The sequence below is a fragment of the Dietzia sp. ANT_WB102 genome (assembly GCF_008369165.1).
Lineage (GTDB): Bacteria > Actinomycetota > Actinomycetes > Mycobacteriales > Mycobacteriaceae > Dietzia.
The window spans coordinates 2423781-2450152 of sequence record NZ_VOBA01000001.1 but is presented as its reverse complement, the minus strand read 5'-3'; the positions used below and the strand labels follow the sequence as shown (position 1 = coordinate 2450152).

The window sequence follows — 26372 nt, the reverse complement described above, 5'->3', positions numbered from 1 at the left end:
CACGATGATCGGCGCGAGTGCAGCACCGGTTTGGACGAGCTTTACCACCGCCCGAACCTACCCCTCGGAGTGGGGAGGGGAGCAGGCTCAGATCTTTACCGCCGACCAGTCAATCAGTGATCTGAACTGTCAGGCGAGGCATCAACCGATCTGGCGTGGGAACGCCGCCCCGTCGGAGTTCGGCGGCGAGTTGCTCGGCGTAAGAGGTCAGCCCGCGCGTATCAATTCCGTACGGAGCGGGAGGACTATTGATCTTGATACGTTCTGCCGCACGCTCGAGTAGCGTCAACGCGCCCTTGATGTTGCCGCGCTGAACGTGGGTAATGCCGACGGCTAGTTGGGCCAGGCCCTGCCAGAGGGTGCGCTCGGCGTCGGGGCAACTCTTCCAGGCGCCTTCGAGCACTTCGTGCGCATTAAATGCGAGGCCACGATTCAGCAGGTCCTGCGCCCAGGCCAACGAATCATCGGGGGTCAGTTCGAGATCCTCGGGAATGCGCTCGACCCCGATGCTTCCCGGCGGGAGTGGGCGGCCAAGTTTGTCGCGGGGACGTGAATTCCGCGCGCGCCCGTCAGCATCACGATCTCGCTGCCTGCCCTCCGAGCTTTGCATATGGCCATCGTCTCATCCGTCGTTCATATAGCGCACAACGGCCAATATACCGGTAGGGGCGCGGGGAAAGTTGATAGCGGATTCAGGCCTCATGTCGAGATCTTTGCCATGAGACTGACGCACTGATCGAGACCGTGTCCCCGCCGTCAGCACTTTTCGCGGGGCCGACCTGGCAGGTTGGCGTGGGATCGTGACCGTTTTTGAGGATTAGCCCTAGGCGGGGTGCCGGATCAGGCGTAGCGTGAATTCACCCAGAGACAAGGTGGCACATATGTCCATTCACGCCAATTGGGCTGGAATTCTGTATCCGTCGATCGTCGCGGTCGTTGGCGCCGCGGTGTTTGTCGGTGCTGCTGGGGTTGCGTCTGCCAACGTCGCACCGGGTCCGTATACGTCGACAACGGTGTCGGCAGGCAGCGTTCTCCTTGCGCGGGACGCCCGTGTCGAAGATCAGGAACTTGTCCTTATCGGGCGGTATCCGATCCATCCGACAGAGGCTGGCGGCTACGTGGATCTGTTCCCAGGGCACCGTGTGTTTCTTAACAGCGATGGAAAAGGTGGCTACACGGGGCCCGCATTCCTGGGTCCGTTCCTCATCGGTGAGATCGTGTTGACTCCACGCGGCTGATCGGAAGGCCGGGAGAGGGATTCTGCGCACGTCCTTTCGCCGAAGCACGCGGGTCAAAAGTTGCGGGCGGCACTGTTCGCGTGGCGAGTTGACGGTGTCGCGGGGGAGGATCATCTGAGGAGCTCGGCGGTATCGGTGCCGCGGGAGGGCGCTTCGTTGGTGACGTCGGTCTTCGCTGCCAGGCGAATATGGCGAGGATGAACGACGAAAGTCGTGTGTCAGTAGCTAGCCACTGCTCCTCGTGTCGGCACTGCTCCAAGTGCTCCGATGATCGGCGTGGTTGGCCAGCAGCGGGGTGCGACCGTCGTTGCCGGGTCCAGCGCGTTAAGCATCAGGTCTACGGTTTGGGGATCGGCGTACAACGCAGCGTGATCCGCGCCATTCTGTCGACACGTGTCCTGAAGAACGTGTGTCGTCACGTTCGGGTAGTTCCCTTTGGGGAAGCTCATGGCAGGCGGCACGAGCCCGTCGAAGATCGAGGCAATCAGGGTGTATCTGGTGCCATGGTGGAAGGGGGAGCCACCGGCGAACAGCTTTTGACCTGTTGGGGAGTGTTCGTTGACGTCGAGTAGTGACGGGAACGGCATCGGTAGCGGGCCGTCGGGCACCTCTCGAGAGACTTGGGCCGCCAGACCCTCGAAATCCACCACGGGGGCGAGAGAGGCGAGTCCCGGGAGCCCCTCGGCGGATCCACCACCGGCGAAGCCGCCGATCGAGACCACGCCGTCGATCCGGCCCGGGCTGGTCACTTTGGCCAGGTGCATTCCCACGGTCACGCCCAGGGAGTGGCCCACCACTTCGGCTTTCTCGGCCCCTGTCGCATCGAGAACGCGGTCAAGATAAGTGGTCATTTCGTTGACGTGGTCGGTCAGTCGTTGGGTCGCGCCGATTCCGGGGAACAGTGGGGTGGCGCCGTAGGTGGGCGCGAACACGCAGTAGCCCTCGTTGAGTAGTGACGGCGCTATCGTGCCCCAGTTGTTGACCCCGTTGGCGCCCGTTCCGTGGAGGAGGATCACCGGACGTGGGTGTTGGGGGGAGGGCTGGCAGGACCAGTCGTCGACGCCGGGCCACGGCTGCTCTGGGTGCGTGATCTGGTAGATCCCACCCATTTCTGCTGTATAAGTGACCGGCTGGGATAGCCGAGTGGCGGGGTCGGTTGCCGAGGCGATCGGTGCGGCGACCAGCGAGGCGGTTGCTGCGGCCACAGCCGCGACGAAGGTGACGGCAAAGCGGGCACGAGGCATTAAGTGTCTCCTTGTCGGCACCCATGACAGCGCAATGTGATTGGTGTCACTTTATTCGGCAATGCTCGTTCTCGGGGCAACTACCGTGTGCAACAAGAGGTCGCAGGTTGCAGCGCCGCCCACCATTCGGCCATCGGCCGCCGGTCACGGTTCAATAAGCGCCGAAACGCGGGTCCGGCACCTGTTCACCCGCAGGTCACGGGGTCTGTGGGGCATTACGGGCGAGCGGCAGTTCGGGGAGGGGTCGCGTTCGCGAAATCTACATCTCGGCATCGCTTACTTTACATAATGTAGATTATCGGCACTTCGGGAACGGGGGTTATTTCAATCCTCGACCATCCGTTTGGTTTATTGCTCCGAATGGTCAGTGAGGCGGCACCGTGTCGCTCGCTAGAGAAAGGTACGTCATCATGCGCGGATCGGTCGAGAACGCTTTCATGTTTATCCACAACCCCCTCGTGGATCTGTACAAGTGGCTCCTCAGTGTCCTTCCGGCGGACATGGCCTGAAGTTTTCGGCGACGCGGTGTCGCCATACTGACTCTGAGGCCCCGGGTCGCGGACGTAGTGAATCAAATTCGCGAACCCGCCCGGGGCCTCACGGCATCGGTCCACCGCCGCTCCTCTGGAGTGCTTGTCCGGGCACCCTTGTTTCGACACAGTGACGTTTCAGGCTGGGTTCGTCCGGTGGACGAAGTTCCCGAGCTCAACAGTCGCTGAGTGCCGGATTCCTGTCGGACCACGGCGACGACTGCTCGAGTTGGCCGGCCAGTCGCAGTAGTGTCGCTTCTCCTCCGAGCTGCGCGGTGAAGTGCACTCCCATGGGTACGCCTAGCGAAGTCCAATGCAGCGGGAGCGACATCGCCGGCCGACCGGTCAAGTTGGCCAACTGCGTATACGGCACCCAGCTGAGGTTGGCATTGATGAGTGACTCCACGAAACCCGAGTGGCGCAGCAGTGATGCTGTCCGCGTCGCGAGCAACGCGGCCGCTCCGCGGCGTGCCAGCGGCGGGGTGTCGAGAGCGCCGATGCGAGGCGGTAGGTCGGCCAGCGTCGGCGTCATGAGCAAGTCGTAACCGTCGAAGAAGGTGGTCAGTTCGCGAACGTACTGGTCCCGCCGCATCACGGCGTCGAGGTAATCCACGCTGCTCTGCGCCCTGCCGAGTGCCGCCACGATCCGCGTATCCGTCTCGAAGTCGCGGTCGGCGCACCCCGTCCGGCGTTTGGTGTCCTCGACCGACCACGCGAGATACGCGAACCAACTAGTGAGGAAATCTCGTGCCAACGCGAGGTCGTCGACGGGCTGTGCGTCCAGGATCTCCACGTGATGTCCGAGCTCCTCAAGCTTTCTGGCAGCGTTCTCGACTGCAGTGAGGGCCTCCGGATGGGGTTCCGAATTGATCGACGACGCGGTACAGACCCCGATCCGCAGCCGACCCGGGTCCGCTCCGACCTGTGAGAGGAACGACTCAGTCGGCGTGGCGGGAACGTACGGGCCGCCCGGCTCCCCGCCCTTCAGAACGTCCAGCATCGCAGCGGTGTCGCGGACCGACCGCGAGACGACACCGTTGGTGGCGGCGCCGTGCATCGCCTCCCCGCGCAACGGGCCCATCGGCACCAGTCCACGGCCGGGTTTGAGGCCCACGAGACCGCAACAGGCGGCCGGGATGCGGATGGAGCCGCCGCCGTCGCTCGCCCCCGCGACCGGGACGATTCCGGCCGCGACCGCAGCGGCGGACCCGCCCGAGGACCCGCCAGGGCTGCGACTGATGTCCCACGGGTTCCTGGCGGGGCCGAACAGTTCGGGCTCCGTGACTCCCTTGGCCCCGAACTCCGGGGTGTTGGTCTTGCCGAATATGACCAGGCCCGCGTCCAGCCACCGCTGCACCACCGTCGCGTGTTCGACTGCCGGCACTCCGGCCAGCGGGCGGGAACCCCCGCTGGTCGGCGAACCCGCATAGTCCTGTCCGAGATCTTTGAGGAGGAACGGCACCCCGGCGAACGGGCCCGTCAAGTCCCCGGCCACCCGGTCACGGGCCGTTCCGTCCATTCGGTGGACGATAGCGTTGAGTCCCGGGTTGACGCTGTCGGCGCGCTGAACTGCTGTATCGAGGAGGTCGACGGGGGTGGCCTCGCGTCGTCTCACGAGTGCGGCGAGTCCGAGGGCGTCGTGACTCCTGAACTCATCGAATCGCATGGGGTCGGAGTTTACGCAGCGCGATCAGCGACCGGACCGGTTCGGCGTGGTCCGGGTCAGTAACTGAACGTGGTTGCCCCCTCCCCGATCCACTCCCACATGGGCACGGTCCCGCCCTTGGTCGCCCCATCGATGAGGGGGCTGTCGGTCAGCTGCTTGGCATCCACGCAGATCGGGCACACCAGATAGGTGCCACTCGCGGCCACGTACCGGGCCATGAGGCTCTCGATCGACGGACAACCCTGGCAGGCGGTTCCGGTCGCGACCCCCCGCACAGCGAGCCGAACCGCCTCCTTGGTGAGGAACATAAGGGTCGGTCGGCCCGATTCGGCGGCCCCAACCGCGACCAGAAAGGCGACGGTCACCTTCTCCGCGTCTTCGAGCCCGGTCGTCAGCGATACGACTGCTCTGTTCATCTCCCCTGCTCCTTTCGTCCACGCGCCGGATACGCGATGCGACACTGCAAGGAGACCACCGCGGGAGCAGCGCGCACACTTCGCGATGTGTAGTGACGCCGGGCCTCCGTGGGTCTACCGTGGACACATGAGCGGCTACGGGCAGTTCTGCCCCGTCGCAAAGACTGCGGAACTCCTGTGTGAGCGATGGGCTCCGCTGATACTCCGCGAACTGATGGGCGGTTCCTGCCGATTCGGCGAAATCCAGCGAGGGGTTCCGCTGATCTCACCGAGCCTGCTGTCCAAGAGGCTGCACCAGTTGGTGTCCGCCGGCGTGGTGGAACACCACGGAGCCGGGCGGGACAGCACGTACACCCTCACCACGTCGGGCTGGGAGCTGCACCCCGTGATCGAGGCTATGGGCATCTGGGGGCAACGCTGGGCGCGGAGCAGGTACACACCTGATGAGCTCGATCCGTCGTTCCTGATGTGGGACATCCGCCGGATGCTCCGTCCCGCCGGACTGGCCGACCGCCGGATCGTCATAGAGATGTGGATCCGCGACGGCCCACCCCGCAGGACCACCTACTGGATGGTGGTGGACGACGCGATCGACCTGTGTCTGGTCGACCCCGGCCTGGAGGTTGACCTGCGAGTGAACTCCGACCTGCGGACCCTGACGAGGATCTGGATGGGAGACACCGTCATGCGCGACGAGATCGGTGACGGCCGGGTCGAACTCTGGGGTCCGCCGGAACTGACGGAACGGTTCCCCGCCTGGTTGGGATGTCATCCGATCCTGGGGGGCGTCCGAGAGGCGGAGTCGTCAGTCCGCGGCGACGACGGGCCCCGGGGTCCGGGTTGACGTGCGTGCGCTGGTCCTCACGCGTTCCGGTTCCGCCAGGAGCGCCAGGCGCCAGTGGACCACAGGGCCCATGCCACGAGTGCCGGCTGGACGAACAGTCGGACGAGCCGTGCGCGGTCGCTGTCGAGCCCGAATGCGTCCGTGCCCGTGACGTACTGCGAGATGTTCCCAGGGAAGATGGCGGTGAAGAACGCCGCCGTCACGCCGCCGACCGCCGGACGGAACCGGGTCGGTGCCAGGACGAGTGCCGCCCCGAGTCCGAGTTCGACCACGCCGGACGCGACGACGACGAAGTCCGAGTCGAGCGGAACCCACGTCGGCACCTGCGCCTGGAACTCCTTGCGCATGGTCGTCAGGTGGCCGGTCCCCGCGCCGAGGAGTGCGGCGCCGAGGGCCCACCGTCCGACATGACGAACGATCTCTCCTGTGCTGCGCGGTCGGCGCGAGGGCAGACGGGATTCCGGGTTCGTCTGGGTTCGGTCAGATGTGTTCATGGGGTTAGTGTTGCGCACAACTTAGTTGGGCGCAACCCAGTCGTGGGCCATAATTAGGCAATGGATGCCGACCTCCGCCTGGAAGAGCAAGTGTGTTTCGCCCTCTACGCCGCCTCCCGCGCCTCGACGTCGGCCTACCGGCACGCCCTGGCATCGGTGGGCTTGACCTATCCGCAGTATCTCGCCCTTCTCGTGCTGTGGGAGGAGGACGGACTGACGGTCCGGCAGCTCGGGGACCGGCTCCTCCTCGACTCGGGAACCCTCTCCCCTCTGCTGGCGCGACTGGAGCATAGCGGCCTGGTCGCGCGATCCCGCTCCGCCGGCGATGGCAGGAGTGTCCACGTCCACCTCACAGAGGCCGGTGGGAGGCTGCGCGCGGAAGCGGAGACAATCCAGTGCTCCCTGCTCGATAGGGTGGATATGCCTCAGGAGGACCTCGTCCAGTTGCGGACTCTTGCCCAGCGCCTCGTGACTTCTCTCGAGAACACCGACCGGGCCGAGTGCTAGTCGCCTCGGCTAGGTGAAGCTGACGGGCTGGCGCAGGATCGTCTTCAGCTTCGCGGGGTCGACCCTGCGGGGGTCCGACAGGTAGATCTCGTGATGGCGCCCCGACGGAACGGCGCCGTGTGCGGGGATAACTTCCTCGTGCATCCGCGCGATGGCCGGGCCCTCGTCGTCGTAGGGGCCCACGTGCAGCGTCTGCACCGCGGGTCCCTCGGCGTATTCGGCGAACCGCACCAGCTCACGGGCGTCCGGTACCTTCGTCGCCACCTTCTCCAGTCCGGCGGACACGATGTCCGGGGTGATCCAGTCCGGCTGCCAGATCATCATGGTCCAGCTCCAGGCGGCCTTGTCCCGTGCCGTGAACACCCGCAGGTCGTCGGCATGCCAGAGGCCCTCGAGCGGGCCCACCATATGGATCCGCCCGGCCTCGGACCGGGCAACCGCCCGAACGGCGTAGGACGTCGCGTACAGGGCCTCGACGGCGGTCCGGTACTCCGGTGCGGTATTGGGATCGCCGCGGCCATTGACCACGAGGTACCCCATCGGCGACACCTCGACCAGGTCGAATCTGCCGACCTTGCCGTCGTAGAGGTTCCTGCGCGCTTGTTTGATGTCGTAATTGGACGGGTCGCCGACCATGCAGGCAGGGTACGCCGATCCGGCCTGCAGTTCCTCGATCCGGCGTCGGTACACCGCGGTCAGCTCGTCCACGTACCGGCGATCCCACCGGGGGGTGATGTGCTTGCTGCAGTTGGCGTCGGTGGCCACCACGTTCACTACTATCGCGAGCTCCACACGGCCGGAGTACTGCTTCTCCCCCATGGCCCGGAGCCGGTCGATCAGCTCGGGGTCGGCGTCCGGCTCGACCGTCCGCGCGTGACCGAAGACCTTCAACCGCCGACGGGTCGGGTAGTCGACGAAGAGCAGGCACACGCGTCCGTCGTGATCCACGTTGCCCGTGGAGACGTACTGGTGGTTGCCCGGGAACTCGGCCCAGGCGAGGGTCGCGTCGTCGACCACGTGCACCCCGTCGACATCCGTATACGGCACCAGTGCCGGCGAATGGGGGCGACGCTCGGCTGAGCGCGCACTGCGGGTCCCGGTCTAACGCAACGCGGTCACGTATTGCGCCAAGTGTTCGCCGGTCAAGGTTGCAGCATCGGCTACGAGGTCGGACGGAGTTCCCTCGAACACGATCCGGCCGCCGTCGTTCCCTGCACCGGGGCCGAGGTCGATGATCCAGTCCGCGTGGGCCATCACCGCCTGGTGGTGTTCGATCACGATCACGGACTTGCCGGAATCTACCAGTCGGTCCAGCATCTCCAGGAGCGTCGCGACGTCGGCCAGGTGCAGGCCGGTGGTCGGTTCGTCCAGGACGTAGACCTCGGCCTTGTCGGCCATCTGGGCCGCGAGCTTGAGTCGTTGGCGCTCGCCACCGGACAGCGTGGTCAGGGGTTGGCCGAGTCGGATGTATCCCAGTCCGACTTCGCGGAGCCTGACGAGAATCTTGTGCGCGGCGGGGATCCGCGCCTCTCCCCCGGCGAAGAACTCCTCGGCCGCGGCGACGGACATCGCCAACACCTCGCCGATGTTCCGGCCGCCGAACCGGTACTCGAGGACCTCGGCCTGGAAGCGCTTGCCCTCGCAGTCGTCGCACGTCGTGGCGACGCCGGCCATCATCGCGAGGTCGCTGTAGACCACGCCTGCGCCCTTGCAGGTGGGGCACGCGCCCTCGGAGTTCGGGCTGAACAGCGCCGGTTTGACGCCGTTGGCCTTGGCGAACGCCTTGCGGATGGGCTCGAGCAGCCCGGTATAGGTGGCCGGGTTGCTGCGTCGAGACCCTCGGATGGCGGCCTGGTCGATCGCCACCACCCCGTCGCGAGGGGACACCGAACCGTGGATGAGTGAACTCTTGCCCGATCCGGCAACTCCGGTCACCACGCACAGCACCCCGAGCGGAATGTCCACGTCCACGTCGCGCACGTTGTGTGCGCTCGCGCCACGCACCTCGATCACCCCGGTCGCCGACCTGAGGGCCGGCTTGAGCAGGGCCTTCTCGTCCAAATGCCGGCCGGTGATGGTGTCGCTCCTGCGGAGTCCGGTGACCGAACCCTCGAAGCAGATCTGTCCGCCCTCCGAACCAGCGCCGGGGCCGAGGTCCACTACGTGATCGGCGATCGCGATGATCTCCGGCTTGTGCTCGACCACTAGTACCGTGTTGCCCTTGTCGCGCAGTCGCAGCAGCAGTTCGTTCATGCGCTGGATGTCGTGGGGGTGGAGCCCGATCGACGGTTCGTCGAACACGTAGGTGACGTCGGTCAGCGCGGAGCCGAGGTGACGGATCATTTTGACCCGCTGTGCCTCGCCGCCTGACAGGGTGCCCGCAGGGCGGTCGAGCGACAGGTATCCCAGACCGATCTCCACGAAGGAGTCGAGCGTGTGCTGCAGGGAATCAAGGAGCGGCGCGACCGTCGGTTCATCGAGTCCGCGCAGCCACTCGGCAAGGTCGGTGATCTGCATGGCCGCGACGTCGGCGATGTTCATCCCCCCGATCCGGGAGGACCGGGCATCCTCGCTCAGCCGGGTTCCGTCGCACTCAGGGCAGGTGGTGAACACCACTGCGCGTTCGACGAATGCCCGGATGTGGGGCTGCATCGCCTCGACGTCTTTGGCCAGCATTGACTTTTGGATCTTGGGGATGAGGCCCTCGAAAGTGACGTTGATGCCTTCGGCCTTGATCTTGACGGGCTCTTTGCGCAGTAGATCGTGCATCTCCTGCTCGGTGAAATCCATCACCGGCTTGTCCATGTCGAAGAACCCGGAGCCGGAGTAGATACGGCCGTACCAGCCGTCCATCGAGTACCCGGGGACGGTGATGGCGCCCTCGGCTAGAGACTTGGAGCGGTCCAGCAGGGCGTCAATGTCGAAGTCGGATACCGACCCACGGCCTTCGCATCGGACGCACATCCCTCCGGTGATGGAGAACTCGGCCTTTTGCCGTGTCCCGTCAGCCTTTTTCAGCGTGCCTACGCCCGAGGCTGACGCCACGTTGAAGGAGTACGCCTTGGGCCCGCCGATCTTCGGCTCGGCGAGACGGCTGAACAGGATGCGTAGCATCGCCCCGGTGTCGGTGGCGGTCCCGACAGTGGAACGGGGGTCGGAGCCCATCCGTTCCTGGTCCACGACGATCGCCGTGGTCAGCCCCTCCAGTACGTCGACATCCGGTCGCGCGAGTGTGGGCATGAAGCCCTGGAGGAACGCACTGTAGGTCTCGTTGATCATTCGCTGCGACTCTGCCGCGATGGTCGAGAACACCAGAGAGCTCTTGCCGGATCCCGAGACGCCGGTGAAAACGGTGAGGCGCCGCTTGGGCAATTCCACATCGATCGATCTGAGATTGTTCTCCCGCGCGCCGACGACGCGGATCATGTCGTGCGTGTCCGCCGCGTGGGGGCTCATCCCGGGTCTCCTCACCCTGTCCGTTCAGGTGCAACGTTAGACCGTGGGTCCGGGGCGGGAAAGTGCGTCAACCGCGGTCCTGTTGTTCCATGGCGATCGCGTGCAGTCGGGCGAACCGCTCGAACTCGTCGTCGTCCCATCCCGCGCGGCCCGTCGCGGCCGCCCACCCGTCGAGGATCTGCCGATCGTAGAGGTGCCCGTACCCCTGTGACCCGCCGATCGCGTTGCCGAGATCGGCGGTGACCTGGAAAAGGGTCACCACGGGCATGTAGACCATGCCGGGATGTCGACCCTTGCCTGGCGGCTCGGCGAGCCATGCGGGGCGGTTGAACAGCAGGTCCGGGGTCCACCACACCACCGGGTCGGTTGCGTGTTGGACGTACAGAACGTGCGGCGGGATCCACGGGGTGTCGTCGTCACGGAACTCAGCGGGATTCTCGGAGAATCGCACCAGCAGCCCGTCCGCGTACACCGGCTCAGTGACCGGGGTTCCCGGGTCACGCCGCTCGACCAACGAGTGCCAGATGTGGTTTGAGTTGGGCGGTCCGAGCCACAGCACCCCGTCCACGGTCGCCCGGATGTCGCGAATGCCAGAGAACGCGGCCTCGCCGGCCTGGGTGCCCAGACTCTCGCCGTAGACGTACAACTTCGGTCTCGGCCGCTCCGGGGGCAGCGAGTCGCGCCACTCCACCACCGCCTCGATCAACGACCGACCCGCCGCCTCCGCCTTCTCGCGGTCGGCGAGGAACGAGATCCAACTGGGCAGATACGAATACTGGGTGCCCACTATCGCCACGTCGCCGCCGGAGAGAAGCTCGATGGCCTGCGCGGCGTTCGGGTTGATCCACCCGGTGCCGGTGGTCGGGGCGATCACCACCGTCTCGCGCTCCCACGCCCGGGTCCGCTCCAACTCGGCCACCACCAACGCGGAACGCTCGTCGTGGGACGGCGCGGATTCCAGGCCGGCGTACGCACGGATCGGCTCGGACGCGTCCTCCCCCAGCAATTCGCTCAACCGCTCCGCGTCGAGTCCACCACTGACGAACCTCCGGCCCTGCAGTCCCAGGTCTGCGAATTGCACGAACGAGCCCGGTGACCCGGAACGCTCGGGTGCCGCCGGTGGCCGCGAATTGGGGAGGTCCTCGTCGTTCTGACTGCTGAAGATCCGGTTGGCGCCCTCGAAGAACAGGCGCGGCACGACACCCTGGACGATTCCCAGCGCCAGCATGGCCACCACCATGACGCCCGCGAGCCGGGCGGTGTACTCCCCCATCCCGAACCGGTGGCCGACCACGCGGACGAGCCACCGGTATCCCGCGCGGATCACGCGGGCCGCAACGAGCAATGCGACGAAGGTCCCCAGGGCGACCCACGGGATCTTCATGTAGTCGGCCCACGGAGGTCGAGGTGACTCGACCAGGTCCGAGACCTGGTCCTGCCACCGGATCGCGGTGGCGGTGGCCGTGATGAGGTAGACGACGAGGAGGTACGGCGCGGACAGGCGGGCAAACGTGAGGAGACGGTCACCGACAGCGAGGACGTCGGGGTGGAGGCTGATTCGCGGTGCTACGACCCGCCTCCAGAGGGCCCGTAGGGCCACGCCGAACCCGTACCCCACCAGCATCGATACACCGGTGACCAGTCCCTGGTAGTTCCAGGCGCGCGGCAGCAGCGAGGGCATGAGTGAGACCCATGCCGCCAGCGCGGCCACGACGAGGCCGGTGACGGAGAGCCGCCACCGGTCCCACCACACCTGGAGCGTCGAGATGACGGTGTTCACCGCAGCCGCTCGGCCCGTCTCGCGGCCGCGACAAGGTCGTCGGACATGCGCGCGAGTTCGGCGGGGTCCTCGCCCTCGGCGATCGCGATCTGCAGGTCCTCGCATGCGCAGCGCAGCTGGAACATTCGGTCCATCAGGTCGGTCGATTCGACCTCCGAGAGCACGACCGTGCCTTCGGGCAGGTCCTGCATCCGCAGGGAGCGACGCTGCTCATAGGCCCGCTGACGGCACGATCGTCGGCAATAGCGGCGTCGGCGGCCGGCCCCACCCTCGTCCACTGGGCGCCCGCACCAGGCACAGGACGCCTCGCCCCTCCGGGGCGCGGCCGGATCGGGGCGGGCGTCGGGTTCCACGGGTGTGAGGCTACCCAGCTCGGCCCCGGAGTGGCCCGTGGCGTCAGCACGTGGGAACATTTGGGGGTTCCTCTGGCGTTGATACAGGCAGGAACCACGCAGCGTCGTGTCTATCCGCACGTATTGACGCAGACGAACACGGCAGAAGGAGTTCGCATGGCAGATCGAGTCCTCAGGGGCAGCCGCCTCGGTGCGGTGAGCTACGAGACCGACCGGGACACAGACCTCGCGCCCCGACGTATGGCCCGGTATCAGACCCCCAATGGTGAGGTCTACGAGGTCCCGTTCGCCGATGACGCCGAGATCCCCGGCACCTGGATGTGTAAGAACGGCCAGGAGGGCCAGCTCATCGACGGTCCCGCGGTCGAGGTCAAGAAGGGCAAGCCTCCGCGCACCCACTGGGACATGCTGCTCGAGCGTCGCTCCCTGGAGGAGCTCGAGGACCTGCTCAAGGAGCGGATGGACCTGCTCAAGAAGCGGCGCCGCGCTGGCGCGCGTTAGACGGTCCCCACTGGGCCCCACCCGGTGACGAACGCCCCGGCCCCGCTCAGCGCGGGCCGGGGCGTTCGTCGTTTGGTGGGGTCAGCGGCCGAGGAGTGCCTGGAGTTGGGCGCGACGCTTTTCCCAGCCCCAGCGGGCCACATTGACCGCGGCCTCGCGGAAGATCGACTCGCTCATCTTGGACTGGCCAACAGTGCGTTCGGTGAAGGTGATGGGCACCTCCACAACCCGGCGGTTGTTGTTCAGCAGGCGCCACGTCATGTCGATCTGGAAGCAGTAGCCCTTCGACTCGATGGAGCCGAGGTCCAGCTCTGCCAGAGCGTCAGCACGGTACGCGCGGTATCCGGCGGTGATGTCCTTGATTCCCACGCCCAGCATGATGCGGGAGTACACGTTGCCGCCGCGGGAGATGACGTGCCGCTGCCATGGCCAGTTGACCACCGCGCCGCCGGGGACGTACCGCGATCCGATCGCCAGGTCTGCACCAGTGTCGACGGCCTCGAGCATCGCAGGTAGCCGCTCGGGAGGGTGGCTGCCGTCGGCGTCCATCTCCACGAGCACGGTGTAACCGCGCTCCAGTCCCCAGCGGAACCCGGCGATGTAGGCGGCCCCCAGGCCGTCCTTCACCTTGCGGTGCATCACGCTGATGCGGCCGCGGATGTCGTCGGCGGCGAGTTGGTCCGCTACGTCTCCGGTGCCGTCGGGACTGTTGTCGTCGGCGATGAGGACCGACACCTCGGGGGCTGCGGCGAGCAAACGTTCCACGACACCGGGAAGGTTCTCCCGCTCGTTATAGGTCGGGATGATCACCAGCGTGCGCGCGGACGGCACGCGGTCATCCGGCATCGTGGGTTCGGTCACTTACTTCTCCTCGGTTCGGGTCGCGGGTCGTTGCCAGGTGCGGACCAGCGCCCATGTCAGTGCGACGAGCCCGATGAGACAGCACACCGTCTGCAGGATGCCGCCCAGTCGGGTTGCTATCGTACCGGCCCCTCCCACCTCGACCTGCGCCGCCAGCACTGCTGGCTCGAAGATGCCGGACTCTGCGCGGACAGTGCCGTCAGGCCCGATCACGGCGCTGACGCCGCTGGTCGCTGCGATCAGCACGGGCACGTTGTGCTCCACGGCTCGAACCCGGGACATGGCCAGTTGCTGGTAGGTCATGGGTGAGCGGCCGAAGGTGGCGTTGTTGGTGGGGACGGTGAGGATCTGCGCGCCGCGGGAGACGGGCTCGCGGGCGGCGGTGTCGAAGGCCACCTCGAAACAGATTGCCACTCCGAGGTCCACCCCGGCCGCGGTGACGAGCCCGTCGCCATCGCCGGGGACGAAGTGGCCCGCGGTCCGGGCGATCGGGAACAGTGCTTCGAGTGGCTCCCGCAGCGGGAGCCACTCGCCGAACGGCTGGATGTACTTCTTGTCGTGGCGGTCCACAACCGGGTCCCCGGAGGAGCGGCCGTCCCACACCAGGTAGGAGTTGGTGGCCTCCCGGCCCTCGCCGGTGGGCAGGACGGTGCCCACCAGGATCGGCGCCTCCAGACGTCGGGACAGCGCGCTGATCTGGGCACCGGCGAGACGGTCGGACAGTGGCGAGATGTCGGAGGCGTTCTCCGGCCACAGCACGATGTCCGGTGGCGTCTGGCTCCCGTCCTCGACGTCGTCGGCGTACTCAGCGGTGACGCGCAAGTGGTTCTCCAACACCGCGCGGCGTTGGGCGTTGAAGTCCAGACCGAGACGCGGGACGTTGCCTTGGATCGCAGCGATCTCGACGGTTTCGGTGGGCTCGCCGCCGGTCCGGGCGAGGGGCGCGGCGACGACGAGCCCCACGGTCACCAGTGGCACCGCCAGCAGGCTGGTGACGGCGCGAAGGGGCCGTTTCCTCCGCGCGAGGAGGAGGAGCGCGGCGCCGATCGTCGCGCCCACAGAGGCCACGACGAACCCGAGTAGTGGGGTGCCGCCCAGCGAGGCCAGGGGCAACAGTGGACCGTCGGCCTGTCCGAACGCCAGTCGACCCCACGGGAAGCCGCCCCACGGCCAGGAAGAGCGGATCCACTCCCACAGGGACCACCAGCCGGCGACCCCGAGCACGGCGCCCAGCGCGCGTGGGCCCACACGCGCCCCGGGGCCGAGCCCGGTGCGCAGGATGATCGCGGCGCCGGCGCCGAATGCCGCGAGGTACAGCGCCTCGACCAGAGACAATCCCCACGACGCGTAGGCACCCACGTACAGACCCACCCACGGGACCAGGAGCAGGAAGAACACGAGTCCGGAGGTGAACCCGAGGAGCGCGCCTGTGCGCGCCCGGATCGCGGTGCCGCGGTAGGGGGCCAGGACGACGACGAGGAGGGCGATCGCGAGTAGCGCGGTCCACCACAGTCCGACCGGAGGGAACGACGCCGCCAGCAGAGCCCCGGAGGCGGCCGCGAGCGGCAGCCCGAGCAGCAGTGGCATCAGACTGCGGGGTCGGCGGGTAGGCCGTCCACCACGAGCGCGTGCAGAACGGGGTCGGGGCCGGTGAGGTCTGGCATCGGCGGGACACCCGAGCGGGGGTCGGTGGACCACCGCTGGACGGCGTCGTCGGCGGCGACCACGGCCAACTGCCCGGTCTCCCACCGCGCGAAGGTGGCCGGGGCACCTGGTGTGAGCGTGCCCGCCATGCCGTCTCGTGCGCCGGCGGCTCGGCGGGCGCCCCGGGTGGTCGCAATGAACGCTGCCCGCGGTGACAGTCCCCGACCGCCGTCCACAGAGGTCAATGCGCGGAGGGTGTCCCACGGCCGGACCTCGTCGCCGACCCGCATCGACGCGGCCAGAGCGACCCCGGAGGCGGCGATGCGCACGAGGTCTGTACCGGTCAGGTCGTCGACGAGCGGTCGCAGGACGATGACGGTGCCCACGGCGGCCAGCGAGGCGAGTGTGTCGTCGTCGATGACCCCGGCCCCGCCGACGAGTACAGGGATACATCTGGCGACAGCCGGCCCCCCGAGTTCCGCGGCGAGGCGGGTGAGCTCGGCGGCGAACTGTGTCGGGTCTTCGTCTGGACCGAGCACCACCCGCTGCCCCGCGCGCACCCGCTCCTCGACCGACTCCGGGGCGTGGGCGGCGGGCAGATCGGCGGGCACCACTCCTCGGGACGCCGCGGCTGTGAGGTCTAGGCGCTCGGGAAGCAACTCGACGAACGCCGGTGCCACCCAGTCCCCTTCCAGGTCGATCCGCTCGGCGTCCGGGAAGAGTGCGGGCCCCGGAGTGTCGGAGCCGGCCCACACGATGAGCCCGTTCTCGTGGGCCAGGGCGGTTGCGTCTCGTGAGGCGGGCGTGAGCACGCGGCCCCCGGTGGCCAGGAAAGCGGTCATGGGGCCGATTATCCCCGAGTCCGGACCGGCGGCCGGGCCGCCCACCCCCCGCGCCTACGCTTGGCTCCTATGACCGATACCCACGGGGCCAGCTCACCCCGTCCCGGGGGAGCACTGCGTTTTCCCGGCGGCAGGCTGAGCCACCACAACTGGACCGCCCTGGCTGCACTCGCCGCCGGACATCGGGGCGACGTGCAACTCACGACGGGTGGAGGCACCCGGATTGTGGGCGCGGACCATGGCCCTGTCGCGGTCGCGGCGCGGGATCTCGCGGCTGCAGGTTTACCGTCTCGCATCTCCCACCCGAGGGGCCGAGACATCATCGCCTCCCCCCTCGCCGGGCGCCTCGACGGCCGGCGGGAATTGGGTGATCTGCCCGACCGGCTCAGCGCGGCCCTCGTCGACCGCGACGAGACCGAAGCACTGGGCGAGCAGATTCTGTTCGGGATCGACGACAGTTCGGGCGACGTCTTGGCGCACTCCCCGGACCTGGCGGTCGCTATCGACGGAACCGACGGCAGCGTGCATTTTCACGTCGCGGGCCGTGAGGTCCCTTACCGGGCCGAGGTGGCCGACGCGGCGACCGTGTTGGTCGATGTAGCGGCGCGATTCGCCAGTTCGGCCGGACCTGAGCGGGTGCCCCGGTCCGGCGCGCTGCACCAACTCGTCGTCGACGCCCTGGGTTCCCACCCCCGCACCATCCCCGTCTCGGATGCCACTCCGGGCGCCACTCCCGTCACCGCCGTGGTGGTCCCGCGGGTGGGGTGGATCGACACTGCAGACGGGCTCGTCAGTCTGCTCGCGGTGGTCCCCGACGGCGTCGTCCCCGCCCGGCTCGCCGAATTCCTCGGCGCGGTGGAGCGCCCGAGCACCATCTCCTCCGACCGCGTGATCGGCCTGCACGAACTCACCGAGGACATGGCCGAACAGGTCGTGCGAGTGCTGGCCCCGATGGGGATGATCTTTGACGCGGAGTCGCCCTGGGCGACCGGCTCAGCGTGAGGTGTGACCTCCGCGTGAGGTGGGATCTCAGCGCGAGCCGAACCGCTCGACCAGCCAGCGGGCGGCGTCGTCGACAGAGTGGACGGTTTCCGGTGCCGTCGGGGCTTCGGGACGCTCCACCATCACGACCGGGATACGCAGGTCGCGGGCTGCCGCGAGCTTGGCGCCGGACGCGGATCCACCGCTGTTGCGGGTGACCAGGACATCGATCCGGTGCCGGGACATCAGTGTCCGCTCGGAGTCCACACCGAACGGCCCCCGGTCCAACACCAACAGGTAGCGGTGCGGGAGTGCACCGGGCGGCGGCTCCGAGCACCGGATGAGATACGACCCACGGGTGTCGCCGGCGAACGCCGACGCGCCCTGCTTGCCCACCGTGAGCATCGGTCGGCGGAAGCGTTCCCGCACTACGTGGGCTGCCGTCCGCATGTCCGGGACCTCGATCCACTCGTCGCCCGGTTGCTCGGTCCACGGCGGGCGGAGGAGGCGGAGCAACGGCGTGCCCGTCTCGCGTGCGGCGCCGACCGCGGAGGCGGAGATCTCGTCCGCGAACGGGTCGGTGGCGTCGATGATGGCACTGGCGCCGTTCTCCCGCAGCCAGAGCGCCAGCTCCTCAGCGCCGCCGAACCCGCCGATTCGCACCTCTCCGCGCGGCAGCCGCGGGCGGGTCACCTTCCCCGCCAGCGAGGTCACCACCTCCAGTCCGGCGGTGGCCATGAGATCTGCCAGCCGGCGAGCCTCGCCGGTGCCCCCCAAAACCAGGATCAGGCCCGGCGACCCACCCGGCATCGCAGTTTCGGGCTGGGCGACGGGCGACGGCTGAGCGGGCAGCGGCGGAGCATGCTGCGACGGGGGCTGCGGCATCGGTTGCAGATCCGAGGTGGCGGCGGCCGGGGCGCCAGCCCGGACCCCGGGGACGAGCTCCCAGGGGATCCCGACGGCGTCGAGGGCACGCGTCTGCGCCGGGACGTCGGGGTGTTGCGTGGGGTCGCCCAGGTAGAGCCGGACGACCCGATCGCCCCGGTCGAGGGCCTCGCGCATCCGCGCGACCGCGTCCGCCGGCCTCAGGTCGCTCGCGTCGATTACCTGGGCAGTGGGCGGGCACAGTCCCAGCGCCGCCGGGCTGACCGTGTCCCGGTCGACCAGCACGGTGCCGCTCATGGCGATGAGCCGGGACGCGCGAACGGTGAGTAGATCGACGGGACCGGGGCCGGTGCCGACGAGGTGGACGGCCGCCGGGTCCGCGTCCGGCCGGGACGGAGCACTCACCGTGGCATCCGCCTCCAGATCGGCTGCGGAACGAGCCTCGCGACGGCGAACATCACGCGCAGCTGCCACGGGATCCACACCACGCCCGCCCGACGGGAGAGCACCCGGTCGACGACGGCGTCCGCCACCTGGTCCGGCGTGGAGGAAAACGGCGCCGGGTCCATGCCCTCAGTCATCCGGCCGGTCACGAAACCCGGCCGTGGGATCACCAGCGTGACCCCCGTGCCGTGCAGGGCGTCGGCCATGCCGGAGGCGAACCCGTCGAGCCCGGCCTTCGCCGAGCCGTAGACGTAGTTGGCGCGCCTGACCCGTTGCCCGGCGACCGAGGAAAACGCCACGAGCACCCCGCGGCGACGGCGCTTCATCCGGTCGGCGAGAACCGTGAGCAATGCGGCCTGGGCCACGAAATCGGTGTGAAGGATACGCGCGGCGGCCAGTGAATCGCGCTCGGCTACCTCCTGCTCGCCCAGGATGCCGAACGCCAGGACGGCGACATCGATCTCCCCGATCCGCGTCTCTATGTCCTCCACGACTGCGGCGTGCGAGTCGAGGTCGTCGGCGTCGAAGTCCACGTGCTCGACGGCTGCCGCACCCGCAGTCAGGAGCGGGGCGGCGAGGCCGGCCGCGTCGCGCCCGGGCCGACTGGCGAGCACGATCGTGCGGCCGGGCGCGAGGCGGTGGGCGACGGCCAGACCGATCTCACTCCGGCCGCCGAAGACCACTACGACCTCACCGCCGGGTCCGGACCGGGACGACGGGGCTGCGGGTGTGGGCATGCGCCCAGTCTCCCACGCACGTCGCCGCGCTCCACGTCGGCTCACTGTGGCAGTCTCGGCTTTATGTCCCACTCGATGGCAGCGCTCTCCGACGAGGCGCACCAATTCCTGTCCGAGTACCACCTCGGCAGCCTGACCACGATCCGCCCCGACGGCTCGCCCCACGTCGTCGCCGTCGGGTTCACGATCGACACGGAGGGCGGTCTAGCCCGGGTCATCACCCGGCGGGGTTCGCAGAAGGCCCGCAACGCCAAGCGCGGAGGACGGGCGGCGGTCTCCCACGTCGACGGAGGCCGGTGGCTCACCTTCGAGGGCACCGTCCACCTGCTTGAGGACCCGGCCTCGGTCCGCGAAGGCGAGCGCCGCTACGCGATGCGCTACCGCGAACCGAGCCCGAACCCCGAGCGAGTGGTGGTGGCGATCGAGGTGGACCGCGTCCTTGGCTCCAAGAAGATGTTCTCCGGCGCGTGAGTCGAGCCCGCGGGCTCGCGGACTAGAGGACCCGCAGGCCGCGTTCGCCTGTGTTGAGATCGCGCCGTCCGTCCGCGGTGACTGCCACGATGTCCTCCAGCCGCGCGCCCCACGACCCCGCGGTGTAGATGCCGGGTTCGACGGAGAACGTCATCCCGGCTGTCAGCACCGTATCCGCGCCGGGCGCGACGAACGGCGGTTCGTGCAGTCCCACACCGATCCCGTGACCGGTGCGGTGAATGAACAGTTCCCCGAGTCCGGCCGCAGCGAGGTGCTCACGGGCTGCGGCATCGACCTCGCCGATCGCGATCCCCGGGCGGACGGCCTCACGCGCCAGACGCTGCGCTTCCTGCAACACCGCGTACGCCTCGGCGATCTCGGCGGGGGGCTGTCCCATCGAGTAGGTACGGGTGCAGTCGGAGTGGTAGCCACTGGGCAGCGGACCGCCGATGTCCACCACCACGATGTCGCCGGTCTCGATCACCCTGTCTGACACGCCGTGGTGGGGGTCGGCACCGTTGGGTCCCGAACCGACGATGACGAACTCGGCATGCGCGAGCCCTTCGGCCTCGATGGCGGCGGTGATGAGCTCGCCCGCCTGCGCCTCGGTCCGGCCCACCTGGAGGAACTCCCCCATCCGGGCGTGCACTGCGTCGATACGACGAGCTGCCTCGGCGAGCTCGCCCACCTCGTACGCGGTCTTCACAGCCCGCACATGGTCGATCACCTCGGAGGCCAGGATCACCTCGCCGTCGACGCCATCCTGGAGCGGTACGAGGTGCAGCGCGGGGAGGGCGGTGGACACCGCCACCCGCCCTGCGACCATCCCGGCGACGAGCGGCACGGCGTCGGTCCCGTCCGACCACGGGTGGACGGTCGCCCCCACGCGGTCTGCCGCACGGCGGGTGATGTCGGTGAGTTCGAGCGACGGCAACACCAACAGCGGCTCTCCCCCAGCGACCGGAACGACCATCGCAGTGAGCCGCTCGTGGGAGTCCATGCGCTCGCCGGTGAGGTACGACATGTCCTCGCCCGAGTACACCACCACGTGGTCGATACCGAGCTCCCGGGCGCGATCGCGGACAGCGGCAAGACGGTGCGAGTGGATCTGCGTGGAGGTGCTGTTCATGTCCTCCACAGTAGGCCCGCGGCGACTACCCTGACGGGGCAGCAACTCACTCCCGACCCGACGACCCCCGAGGAGGCGCGGTGTCCCAGGGCCCGCTCATGGTTCTCGACAGTGCTGGCCTGTGGTTCCGTGCGTTCCACTCCGTGCCCGAGAAGATCACCGGACCCGACGGTACCCCGGCCAACGCGGTGCGCGGCTTCTGCGACATGGTGGCCGTGCTCGTGGAGGAGTACTCCCCGACCGGCCTGGTGGCCGGACTGGACCGGCAGTGGCGTCCGGACTGGCGGGTGGAGTTGTTGCCGTCGTACAAGGCGCACCGCGTGGGCGACGACGGCGAGGAGGACGCCCCCGCTTCGCTCGGCCCGCAGGTCGAGTCGATCCGCGGACTTCTCGGGGCGGCGGGCATCACCCAGGCGTGGGCGGAGGACGCGGAGGCCGACGATGTGCTGGCTGCGCTGTCAGCCCGGGATCGCGAGGTGCTGGTCGTGACGGGCGACCGCGACCTGTTCCAGCTGGCCTCAGGGAGCACGACCGTCGTGTACGTGGGAGCGGGGATGCGAAAGCGTCTGGCATACACCCCGGAGGTCGTCGCGGAGCGCTTCGACCTGCCCGCAGGTGACGATGCGCGCGTGTACGCGGACTACGCAGTCCTGGTCGGAGACGCCTCGGACGGGTTGCCCGGCGTGGCGGGGATCGGCGCGAAGACCGCCGCGAGCCTGCTGCGCGAGTTCGGCGACCTCGACGGAATCATCGCCGCCGCGGGCGATCCGGGATCTGCGCTGACCACCCGCCAGCGCACCGCGATCATCGAGGGGGCCGACTACTTGACTGCCGCACGTGGCGTGGTCCGTTTGGGTAGTCACGCTTTCGAGGTGCAGTTCGACGGCGATGCCGACGGCCGCCGTGGAAACGTTGACATTGCGCGGTTGGAGGCGTTCGGCGAGTCGACTGGGCAGGCCCGCGCGATCGGGCGGCTGGTCGAGGCGACGCAGCGGCTCGACTCCGTCTGACTCCCCGGTGCCGCCGGATGCCGCGTCCCGCTGCGCCGCCCCCCCAGTCGCCGATTGGTCAGCTCGCCTCAGGTTTCCCGGGGTAGGTCCAGGTGATCAGGCCAGGTGGTCGAGCACCACGCCGCGACGCAGGGACCCGACCGCGGACCGCGCGGTGCGGGCGAGCTCCGGTTCGGCGACCTGGCCGATCTGGGCGAGGACATCCACGACGAGGCGGGCGGACCGGACGAAGTCGCCGGCGGTGAGTTCGACGCCCTCCTGCCACGAGGCGGCGAGGATCGAGGCCAGTGCGCCGCCGGAGACCCAGTGATGCAGGACGGGCGCGAGCCCGGCGTCGAGGTCCGGAGTCGTGGGCAGGCGGTGTGCGCGTTCGATCTCGGCGACATCGCCGGCGACCCGTTCCGTCTCCGCCAGCGCGACCCGCAGGGTCTCGTCGGAGGGCTCGCGTACCGCGGACTCTGTCCGAGGGTGAGCCACGACGGTGGCGATGACCGCCGCGAGGCCGGCAGCATCGAGGCCACGCCAGACTCCTCGTCGCAGGCATTCGGCGACGAACAAGTCCTGCTCGGTGTGCACTCCGGCAAGGAGCCGCCCGGCCTCTGTGGCACGGAGGGTGCCGTCAACCTTTTCGAGGTAGCCGAGGCCACGGAGCAGGTCGACGATGCGACGGAAGCGGCGGGCCAGCGAATCAGCGTCGGCGTCCACCTCGGCCGTAAGGGCGGTCACGTCGGCGTCGGCCCGGGCCCAGCGCTCGTGCAGGCGGGCGAGTTTGTCGATCGTCGGGTCGTCGTGCATCGGATGCTGCCGGAGCGCACGGCGGGCCGCGGCGATCCGCGGATCCTTTCGCATCTGCTTGCCGCCGGAGTTCTTTATCCGGCCCTTGGCCTTGCCCCGCAGGTGTTCCATTCGCTGGACCAGCGCCCGCTTGGCACGCCCGTCCAATTTTCGTCGACCCTTGGGAAGGTCCACCCGGCCCACCGGCACGGGTGGTGAGACGAAATCGTGTTGGCGCAGCCAGCCGGTCCACCCGGTGTCGGTGAGGCAGAGCAGCGCGGGGTCCGATTGTATGTCGGTGCGGACCTGCAGCACGGTCGCGACCAAGCCGAACCGCTTGCGTCCGACTGTGATCACCGAACCGGCGGTCTGCTTGAGCATGGCTGCTCGCACGGACGCGAGCCTGTCGTCTCGGGTCGATTTCTCGGCCTTGCGTTCCAGGCGGCTGAGTTCGGCGCGCAACCCCATGTACTCGTCGAGGTCCTCGTCTCCCCCGGCCTCTTCGAGCGAGGCTCGCATCCGGTCCCGTTCGTCGGACCGGCGCTCGATGGCGCGGGAGCGGGACACCAGGGTGCGGTCGGTCTGGAACTGGGCGAACGAGCGGCCGATCAGGGTGGTGGCCTCCTCGACGCCGAGTTGCTCCACGAGGTTGACCGCCATGGAGTAGTCGGGGGCGAACGCACTGTGGAGGGGAAAGCGCGGCGTGTCGACGAGTGCGGCGAGGGCGTCCAGATCGAGGTCCGGTTGGTCGAGCACCACTGCGGTGCCCTTCGTGTCTATACCCCGCCTGCCGGCCCGGCCGGTGATCTGCGAATACTCCGCGGAGGTGAGCATCGCGTGGGTGTCACCGTTGAACTTGGTTGTCTTTTCCAGTACCACGGCGCGGGCCGGCATATGGATACCCAGCGCCAGCGTCTCGGTCGCGAACACCACCTTGATCAACCCCGCGGAGAACAACTCCTCCACGACGGTGCGGAACATCGGGAGCATGCCTGCGTGGTGCGCGGCGAGCCCGTTGACCAGCCCGGCGCGGAACGCGGTGAAGTCGAGGGCGTCGAGATCGTGTTGCGGAACCTCTGCACAGGCGGCGTCGACGTGGGAGGCGATACGACGGGCCTCCTCGCCCGTGGTGAGTCGGAGGCGAGCCCGACGCATCTGTGCGACCGCGCCGTCGCACCCCGCCCTCGAGAACACGAAGTAGATGGCCGGCAGGAGTCGTTCGTCGTCGAGTTTCTCGATGACGTCCTGACGCCTGGCCCACTGTGCGCGGGATCGGGTCGCGACCCGCTCGTCGTGGTACCCGCCACTGGTCCGCCTGCGCTGGTCCGCAGCGGCCCGGATGGGCACGAGGTCGCCGTCGGTGTAGAGCATGTGGGCCAGCGGTACGGGACGGTGCTCGGACAGCACCACCGCGGTGTCACCCCGGATCTCGGTGATCCAGTCGCCCAGTTCGTCGGTGTTGCTCAAGGTGGCGGACAGCCCAACCAGGCGGACGGCAGGGTCCAGGGTGAGGATGATTTCCTCCCACACGACGCCGCGCGAGCGGTCACCGAGGTAGTGGATCTCGTCCATCACGACGCAGTCCAGATCGTGCAGGGCCGATGACCCGCCGTAGATCATGTTCCGCAGGACCTCGGTCGTCATCACCACGATGGGGGCATCTGCATCAATGGAGTGGTCACCGGTGAGCAGTCCGACGTTGTCCGGGCCGAATCGCCGGCGGAACTGCCGGAACTTCTGATTGCTCAGCGCCTTGATCGGGGTGGTGTAGAAGCAGCGCCCGCCCCCCGCGAGAGCGCGATGGGCAGCGTACTCGCCGACGAGGGTCTTTCCGGACCCGGTGGGGGCGGACACGAGGAGATTGCGCCCGGCATCCAGCGCGGAGAACGCCTCCAACTGGAACGGATCCGGTGAGAAGCCCTCCCCCGTGAGGAAGCCCTCGAGGAGTTGGTCGGTGTGGGGTTGGTCAGGTGATGTCGTCATAGAGTGAGCCGCCACGGGCGGGGGCCTGGAGCGGTCGGGTGTCGCCGGATGCGCGGGAGGCAGCGACCGGAGGGGGGGTGATAAGCGGAGTGGGGCGCTCGAGTGGGCCGGATCCCCCGACGCCGTCGGCAGGGCCGAGGGGTGAGGCGGATTCATCATCGACCTCAAGCCAGTCGGCTCGGGACTTGTTTTTGCGCTTGTCGTGCAGCCGGGCGAACTGGATAGCAGCCTCGACGAGCACGCAGACGGCCACCGCCAGTGCCAGCATGGAGAACGGGTCTTGCCCAGGCGACGCCACGGCCGCGAACACGAAGATGCCCATGACGATTCCGCGGCGCGATCTGGCGAGAACCTCGTAGCTCAGGACCCCGGCGACGTTGAGCATCGCCAAGAGAAGTGGGATCTCGAAGCTCACCCCGAAGATGAGGATGAGGTGGATGAGGAAACTGAAGTACTGCGTGCCCGAGAGCGCAGTGGTCTGGACGTTGTCACCGATGGACAACAGGAACTCGAGGGCGTAAACGATCACGATGTAGGCGAGCACGGCCCCGCCGATGAACAGTAACGCCGCCAAGATGGTGAAGACGACCCCGTAGCGCTTCTCGTTCTTGTGCAGGCCCGGGGTGATGAACGCCCAGATCTGGAAGAGCCAGACGGGGCTGGCGAGCACGATGCCAGCGGTGGCGGCCACCTTGAGGCGGAGCATGAACTGCTCAAACGGACCGGTGGCCAGCAGGCGACACTCATCGCCGTTGCCGCCCAGCTGCATCCGGGCGCCCGGGGGGATGTCGCAGTAGGGGCCGGTGAGGATCTCACCGAGCGACGGGATACCGAGAAAGCCGTTGCCGTACCACCAGAAGCCGAAGCCGAGTGTCACCACGATCGCCGTCATCGCGATGAGTAGGCGATTGCGCAGCTCGTAGATGTGCTCGATCAGCGGCATGGTGCCGTCGGGATTGCGGGGTCGGCGGCGGCGCTTGGACAGCAGTCGACCGGCGCCGCCCTTACGGGTGGCGCCGGCGTCGGCGGTCTCGGTCTGCGTCATGGGCGTCGGCGGCCTACTGTCCCTGCAGTCCCTGGCCGCCGTTGTACGGGGCGGTCGGGTCGGTGCTCTGCGGCTGGCCCGGCGCCGGAGTGTGCGGCGGAGCCGGCGGCTGGTACGGCTGTTGCGGCGCCTGCGGGTAGCTCTGCCCCTGGGCTTGACCCTGCGCCTGGTGCTGCGGGGGCACCTGGGGCTGATATTGCTGTGGCTGAGCCGAGGGCTGAGCCTGCGGCTGCACGTAGTGGCCCGGGTTCGGCTGCGCCTGGGTGAGAGCCTGCGGCTCCTGGTTCCCGGCCGGATTGTCGTCGTTCTGCATCTCCTTGATCTCGGACTTGAAGATGCGCATCGACCGTCCGAGGCCGCGGGCAGCGTCCGGGAGCTTCTTCGAACCGAAGAGCAGGAGCACCACCGCGAGGACGATGAGCCAGTGCCAGATGCTCAACGCACCCATGTCAACCTCCGTTTGTGTGACAACGTGCCCATGCTACCGCACGCACTCCAGTCGCGGTCACTGTAGCGCCCCCGGAAACCGCTCGCTAC

Annotated in this window: 25 protein-coding genes; 7 read left to right on the top strand and 18 right to left on the bottom strand. The window is 68.2% G+C overall.

The window, feature by feature from the left end:
• Positions 1–109: 109 nt before the first annotated feature.
• Positions 110–610 (bottom strand): DUF309 domain-containing protein, encoded by a 501-nt coding sequence (locus FQ137_RS11290; protein WP_149292462.1) that lies wholly within the window; start codon positions 608–610, stop codon positions 110–112.
• A gap of 271 nt (positions 611–881) precedes the next feature.
• Between FQ137_RS11290 and FQ137_RS11285 the strand changes: the two genes are divergently transcribed.
• Positions 882–1238: a hypothetical protein gene (locus tag FQ137_RS11285; protein WP_149292461.1), complete on the top strand. Its 357-nt coding sequence runs from the start codon at positions 882–884 to the stop codon at positions 1236–1238.
• Between the two features lie 218 nt (positions 1239–1456).
• On the opposite strand, the gene FQ137_RS11280 is transcribed toward FQ137_RS11285, so the two are convergent.
• The 3 genes from FQ137_RS11280 to FQ137_RS11270 all read right to left on the bottom strand — a co-directional run bounded on the left by FQ137_RS11280 (position 1457) and on the right by FQ137_RS11270 (position 5094).
• Positions 1457–2482, bottom strand: a complete 1026-nt coding sequence (locus FQ137_RS11280) for an alpha/beta fold hydrolase (RefSeq protein WP_149292460.1) — start codon at positions 2480–2482, stop codon at positions 1457–1459.
• A gap of 705 nt (positions 2483–3187) precedes the next feature.
• On the bottom strand, positions 3188–4678 hold the full coding sequence (locus tag FQ137_RS11275) for an amidase (protein ID WP_149292459.1): 1491 nt from the start codon (positions 4676–4678) through the stop codon (positions 3188–3190).
• Positions 4679–4734: 56 nt separating this feature from the next.
• A complete protein-coding gene (locus FQ137_RS11270) occupies positions 4735–5094 on the bottom strand; it encodes a peroxiredoxin (protein WP_149292458.1) in 360 nt (119 codons plus the stop codon).
• Between the two features lie 127 nt (positions 5095–5221).
• Between FQ137_RS11270 and FQ137_RS11265 the strand changes: the two genes are divergently transcribed.
• The gene (locus FQ137_RS11265; protein WP_188064910.1) at positions 5222–5938 is read left to right on the top strand and encodes a helix-turn-helix domain-containing protein; all 717 of its coding nucleotides are present in this window, start codon (positions 5222–5224) and stop codon (positions 5936–5938) included.
• Positions 5939–5955: 17 nt separating this feature from the next.
• Here FQ137_RS11265 and FQ137_RS11260 read toward each other — a convergent pair whose 3' ends face one another.
• Positions 5956–6432: a hypothetical protein gene (locus FQ137_RS11260; protein ID WP_255584027.1), complete on the bottom strand. Its 477-nt coding sequence runs from the start codon at positions 6430–6432 to the stop codon at positions 5956–5958.
• A 60-nt stretch (positions 6433–6492) separates the two neighbouring features.
• On the opposite strand from FQ137_RS11260, the gene FQ137_RS11255 reads away from it, so the two are divergent.
• Complete coding sequence (locus FQ137_RS11255; RefSeq protein WP_149292456.1) at positions 6493–6939, top strand: MarR family winged helix-turn-helix transcriptional regulator; 447 nt, start codon at positions 6493–6495, stop codon at positions 6937–6939.
• A gap of 9 nt (positions 6940–6948) precedes the next feature.
• Here FQ137_RS11255 and FQ137_RS15635 read toward each other — a convergent pair whose 3' ends face one another.
• The 4 genes from FQ137_RS15635 to FQ137_RS11230 form a co-directional block, all read right to left on the bottom strand.
• Complete coding sequence (locus FQ137_RS15635; protein ID WP_304506053.1) at positions 6949–7986, bottom strand: GyrI-like domain-containing protein; 1038 nt, start codon at positions 7984–7986, stop codon at positions 6949–6951.
• A gap of 54 nt (positions 7987–8040) precedes the next feature.
• Complete coding sequence (locus FQ137_RS11240; RefSeq protein WP_149292455.1) at positions 8041–10395, bottom strand: excinuclease ABC subunit UvrA; 2355 nt, start codon at positions 10393–10395, stop codon at positions 8041–8043.
• Positions 10396–10462: 67 nt separating this feature from the next.
• Complete coding sequence (locus FQ137_RS11235; RefSeq protein ID WP_255584024.1) at positions 10463–12175, bottom strand: alpha/beta-hydrolase family protein; 1713 nt, start codon at positions 12173–12175, stop codon at positions 10463–10465.
• Positions 12172–12588 (bottom strand): hypothetical protein, encoded by a 417-nt coding sequence (locus FQ137_RS11230; protein ID WP_255584016.1) that lies wholly within the window; start codon positions 12586–12588, stop codon positions 12172–12174. Before FQ137_RS11230 ends, FQ137_RS11235 begins: the two co-directional genes overlap by 4 nt.
• Positions 12589–12684: 96 nt before the next feature.
• On the opposite strand from FQ137_RS11230, the gene FQ137_RS11225 reads away from it, so the two are divergent.
• Positions 12685–13029 (top strand): RNA polymerase-binding protein RbpA, encoded by a 345-nt coding sequence (locus FQ137_RS11225; protein WP_149292453.1) that lies wholly within the window; start codon positions 12685–12687, stop codon positions 13027–13029.
• An 81-nt stretch (positions 13030–13110) separates the two neighbouring features.
• Here the strand turns inward: FQ137_RS11225 and FQ137_RS11220 are convergent, their stop codons facing one another.
• Genes FQ137_RS11220 through FQ137_RS11210 form a run of 3 tightly spaced genes read right to left on the bottom strand, consistent with a single transcriptional unit; the run spans position 13111 to position 16376 of the window.
• Positions 13111–13875: a polyprenol monophosphomannose synthase gene (locus FQ137_RS11220; protein ID WP_149292803.1), complete on the bottom strand. Its 765-nt coding sequence runs from the start codon at positions 13873–13875 to the stop codon at positions 13111–13113.
• 15 nt (positions 13876–13890) lie between these two features.
• On the bottom strand, positions 13891–15477 hold the full coding sequence (gene lnt / locus FQ137_RS11215) for an apolipoprotein N-acyltransferase (RefSeq protein WP_149292452.1): 1587 nt from the start codon (positions 15475–15477) through the stop codon (positions 13891–13893).
• Positions 15477–16376 (bottom strand): amidohydrolase, encoded by a 900-nt coding sequence (locus FQ137_RS11210; protein ID WP_149292451.1) that lies wholly within the window; start codon positions 16374–16376, stop codon positions 15477–15479. The genes lnt and FQ137_RS11210 overlap by 1 nt, the downstream gene beginning before the upstream one ends.
• Positions 16377–16445: 69 nt before the next feature.
• On the opposite strand from FQ137_RS11210, the gene FQ137_RS11205 reads away from it, so the two are divergent.
• Positions 16446–17378 (top strand): hypothetical protein, encoded by a 933-nt coding sequence (locus FQ137_RS11205; protein ID WP_149292450.1) that lies wholly within the window; start codon positions 16446–16448, stop codon positions 17376–17378.
• A 27-nt stretch (positions 17379–17405) separates the two neighbouring features.
• On the opposite strand, the gene FQ137_RS11200 is transcribed toward FQ137_RS11205, so the two are convergent.
• Positions 17406–18647, bottom strand: coding sequence for a cobalt-precorrin-6A reductase (locus FQ137_RS11200; RefSeq protein WP_255584015.1), 1242 nt, complete (start codon positions 18645–18647; stop codon positions 17406–17408).
• Positions 18644–19423 carry an SDR family NAD(P)-dependent oxidoreductase gene (locus FQ137_RS11195; RefSeq protein WP_149292449.1) on the bottom strand — a complete coding sequence of 260 codons (780 nt, stop codon included), beginning with the start codon at positions 19421–19423 and terminating at the stop codon, positions 18644–18646. Before FQ137_RS11195 ends, FQ137_RS11200 begins: the two co-directional genes overlap by 4 nt.
• 63 nt (positions 19424–19486) lie before the next feature.
• Here FQ137_RS11195 and FQ137_RS11190 point away from each other — a divergent pair, with 63 nt between their 5' ends.
• Positions 19487–19894, top strand: coding sequence for a PPOX class F420-dependent oxidoreductase (locus FQ137_RS11190; RefSeq protein WP_149292448.1), 408 nt, complete (start codon positions 19487–19489; stop codon positions 19892–19894).
• Between the two features lie 22 nt (positions 19895–19916).
• Here the strand turns inward: FQ137_RS11190 and FQ137_RS11185 are convergent, their stop codons facing one another.
• Positions 19917–21023 carry a Xaa-Pro peptidase family protein gene (locus tag FQ137_RS11185; protein ID WP_149292447.1) on the bottom strand — a complete coding sequence of 369 codons (1107 nt, stop codon included), beginning with the start codon at positions 21021–21023 and terminating at the stop codon, positions 19917–19919.
• An 80-nt stretch (positions 21024–21103) separates the two neighbouring features.
• Between FQ137_RS11185 and FQ137_RS11180 the strand changes: the two genes are divergently transcribed.
• Positions 21104–22033 carry a 5'-3' exonuclease H3TH domain-containing protein gene (locus tag FQ137_RS11180; RefSeq protein ID WP_149292446.1) on the top strand — a complete coding sequence of 310 codons (930 nt, stop codon included), beginning with the start codon at positions 21104–21106 and terminating at the stop codon, positions 22031–22033.
• A gap of 96 nt (positions 22034–22129) precedes the next feature.
• On the opposite strand, the gene FQ137_RS11175 is transcribed toward FQ137_RS11180, so the two are convergent.
• The 3 genes from FQ137_RS11175 to tatA are packed head-to-tail and all read right to left on the bottom strand — an operon-like array spanning position 22130 to position 26283.
• Positions 22130–24790, bottom strand: coding sequence for an RNA helicase (locus FQ137_RS11175; RefSeq protein ID WP_149292445.1), 2661 nt, complete (start codon positions 24788–24790; stop codon positions 22130–22132).
• Complete coding sequence (tatC, locus tag FQ137_RS11170) at positions 24774–25835, bottom strand: twin-arginine translocase subunit TatC (protein WP_149292444.1); 1062 nt, start codon at positions 25833–25835, stop codon at positions 24774–24776. Before tatC ends, FQ137_RS11175 begins: the two co-directional genes overlap by 17 nt.
• Positions 25836–25848: 13 nt before the next feature.
• Complete coding sequence (tatA, locus tag FQ137_RS11165; protein ID WP_149292443.1) at positions 25849–26283, bottom strand: Sec-independent protein translocase subunit TatA; 435 nt, start codon at positions 26281–26283, stop codon at positions 25849–25851.
• Positions 26284–26372: the final 89 nt, after the last annotated feature.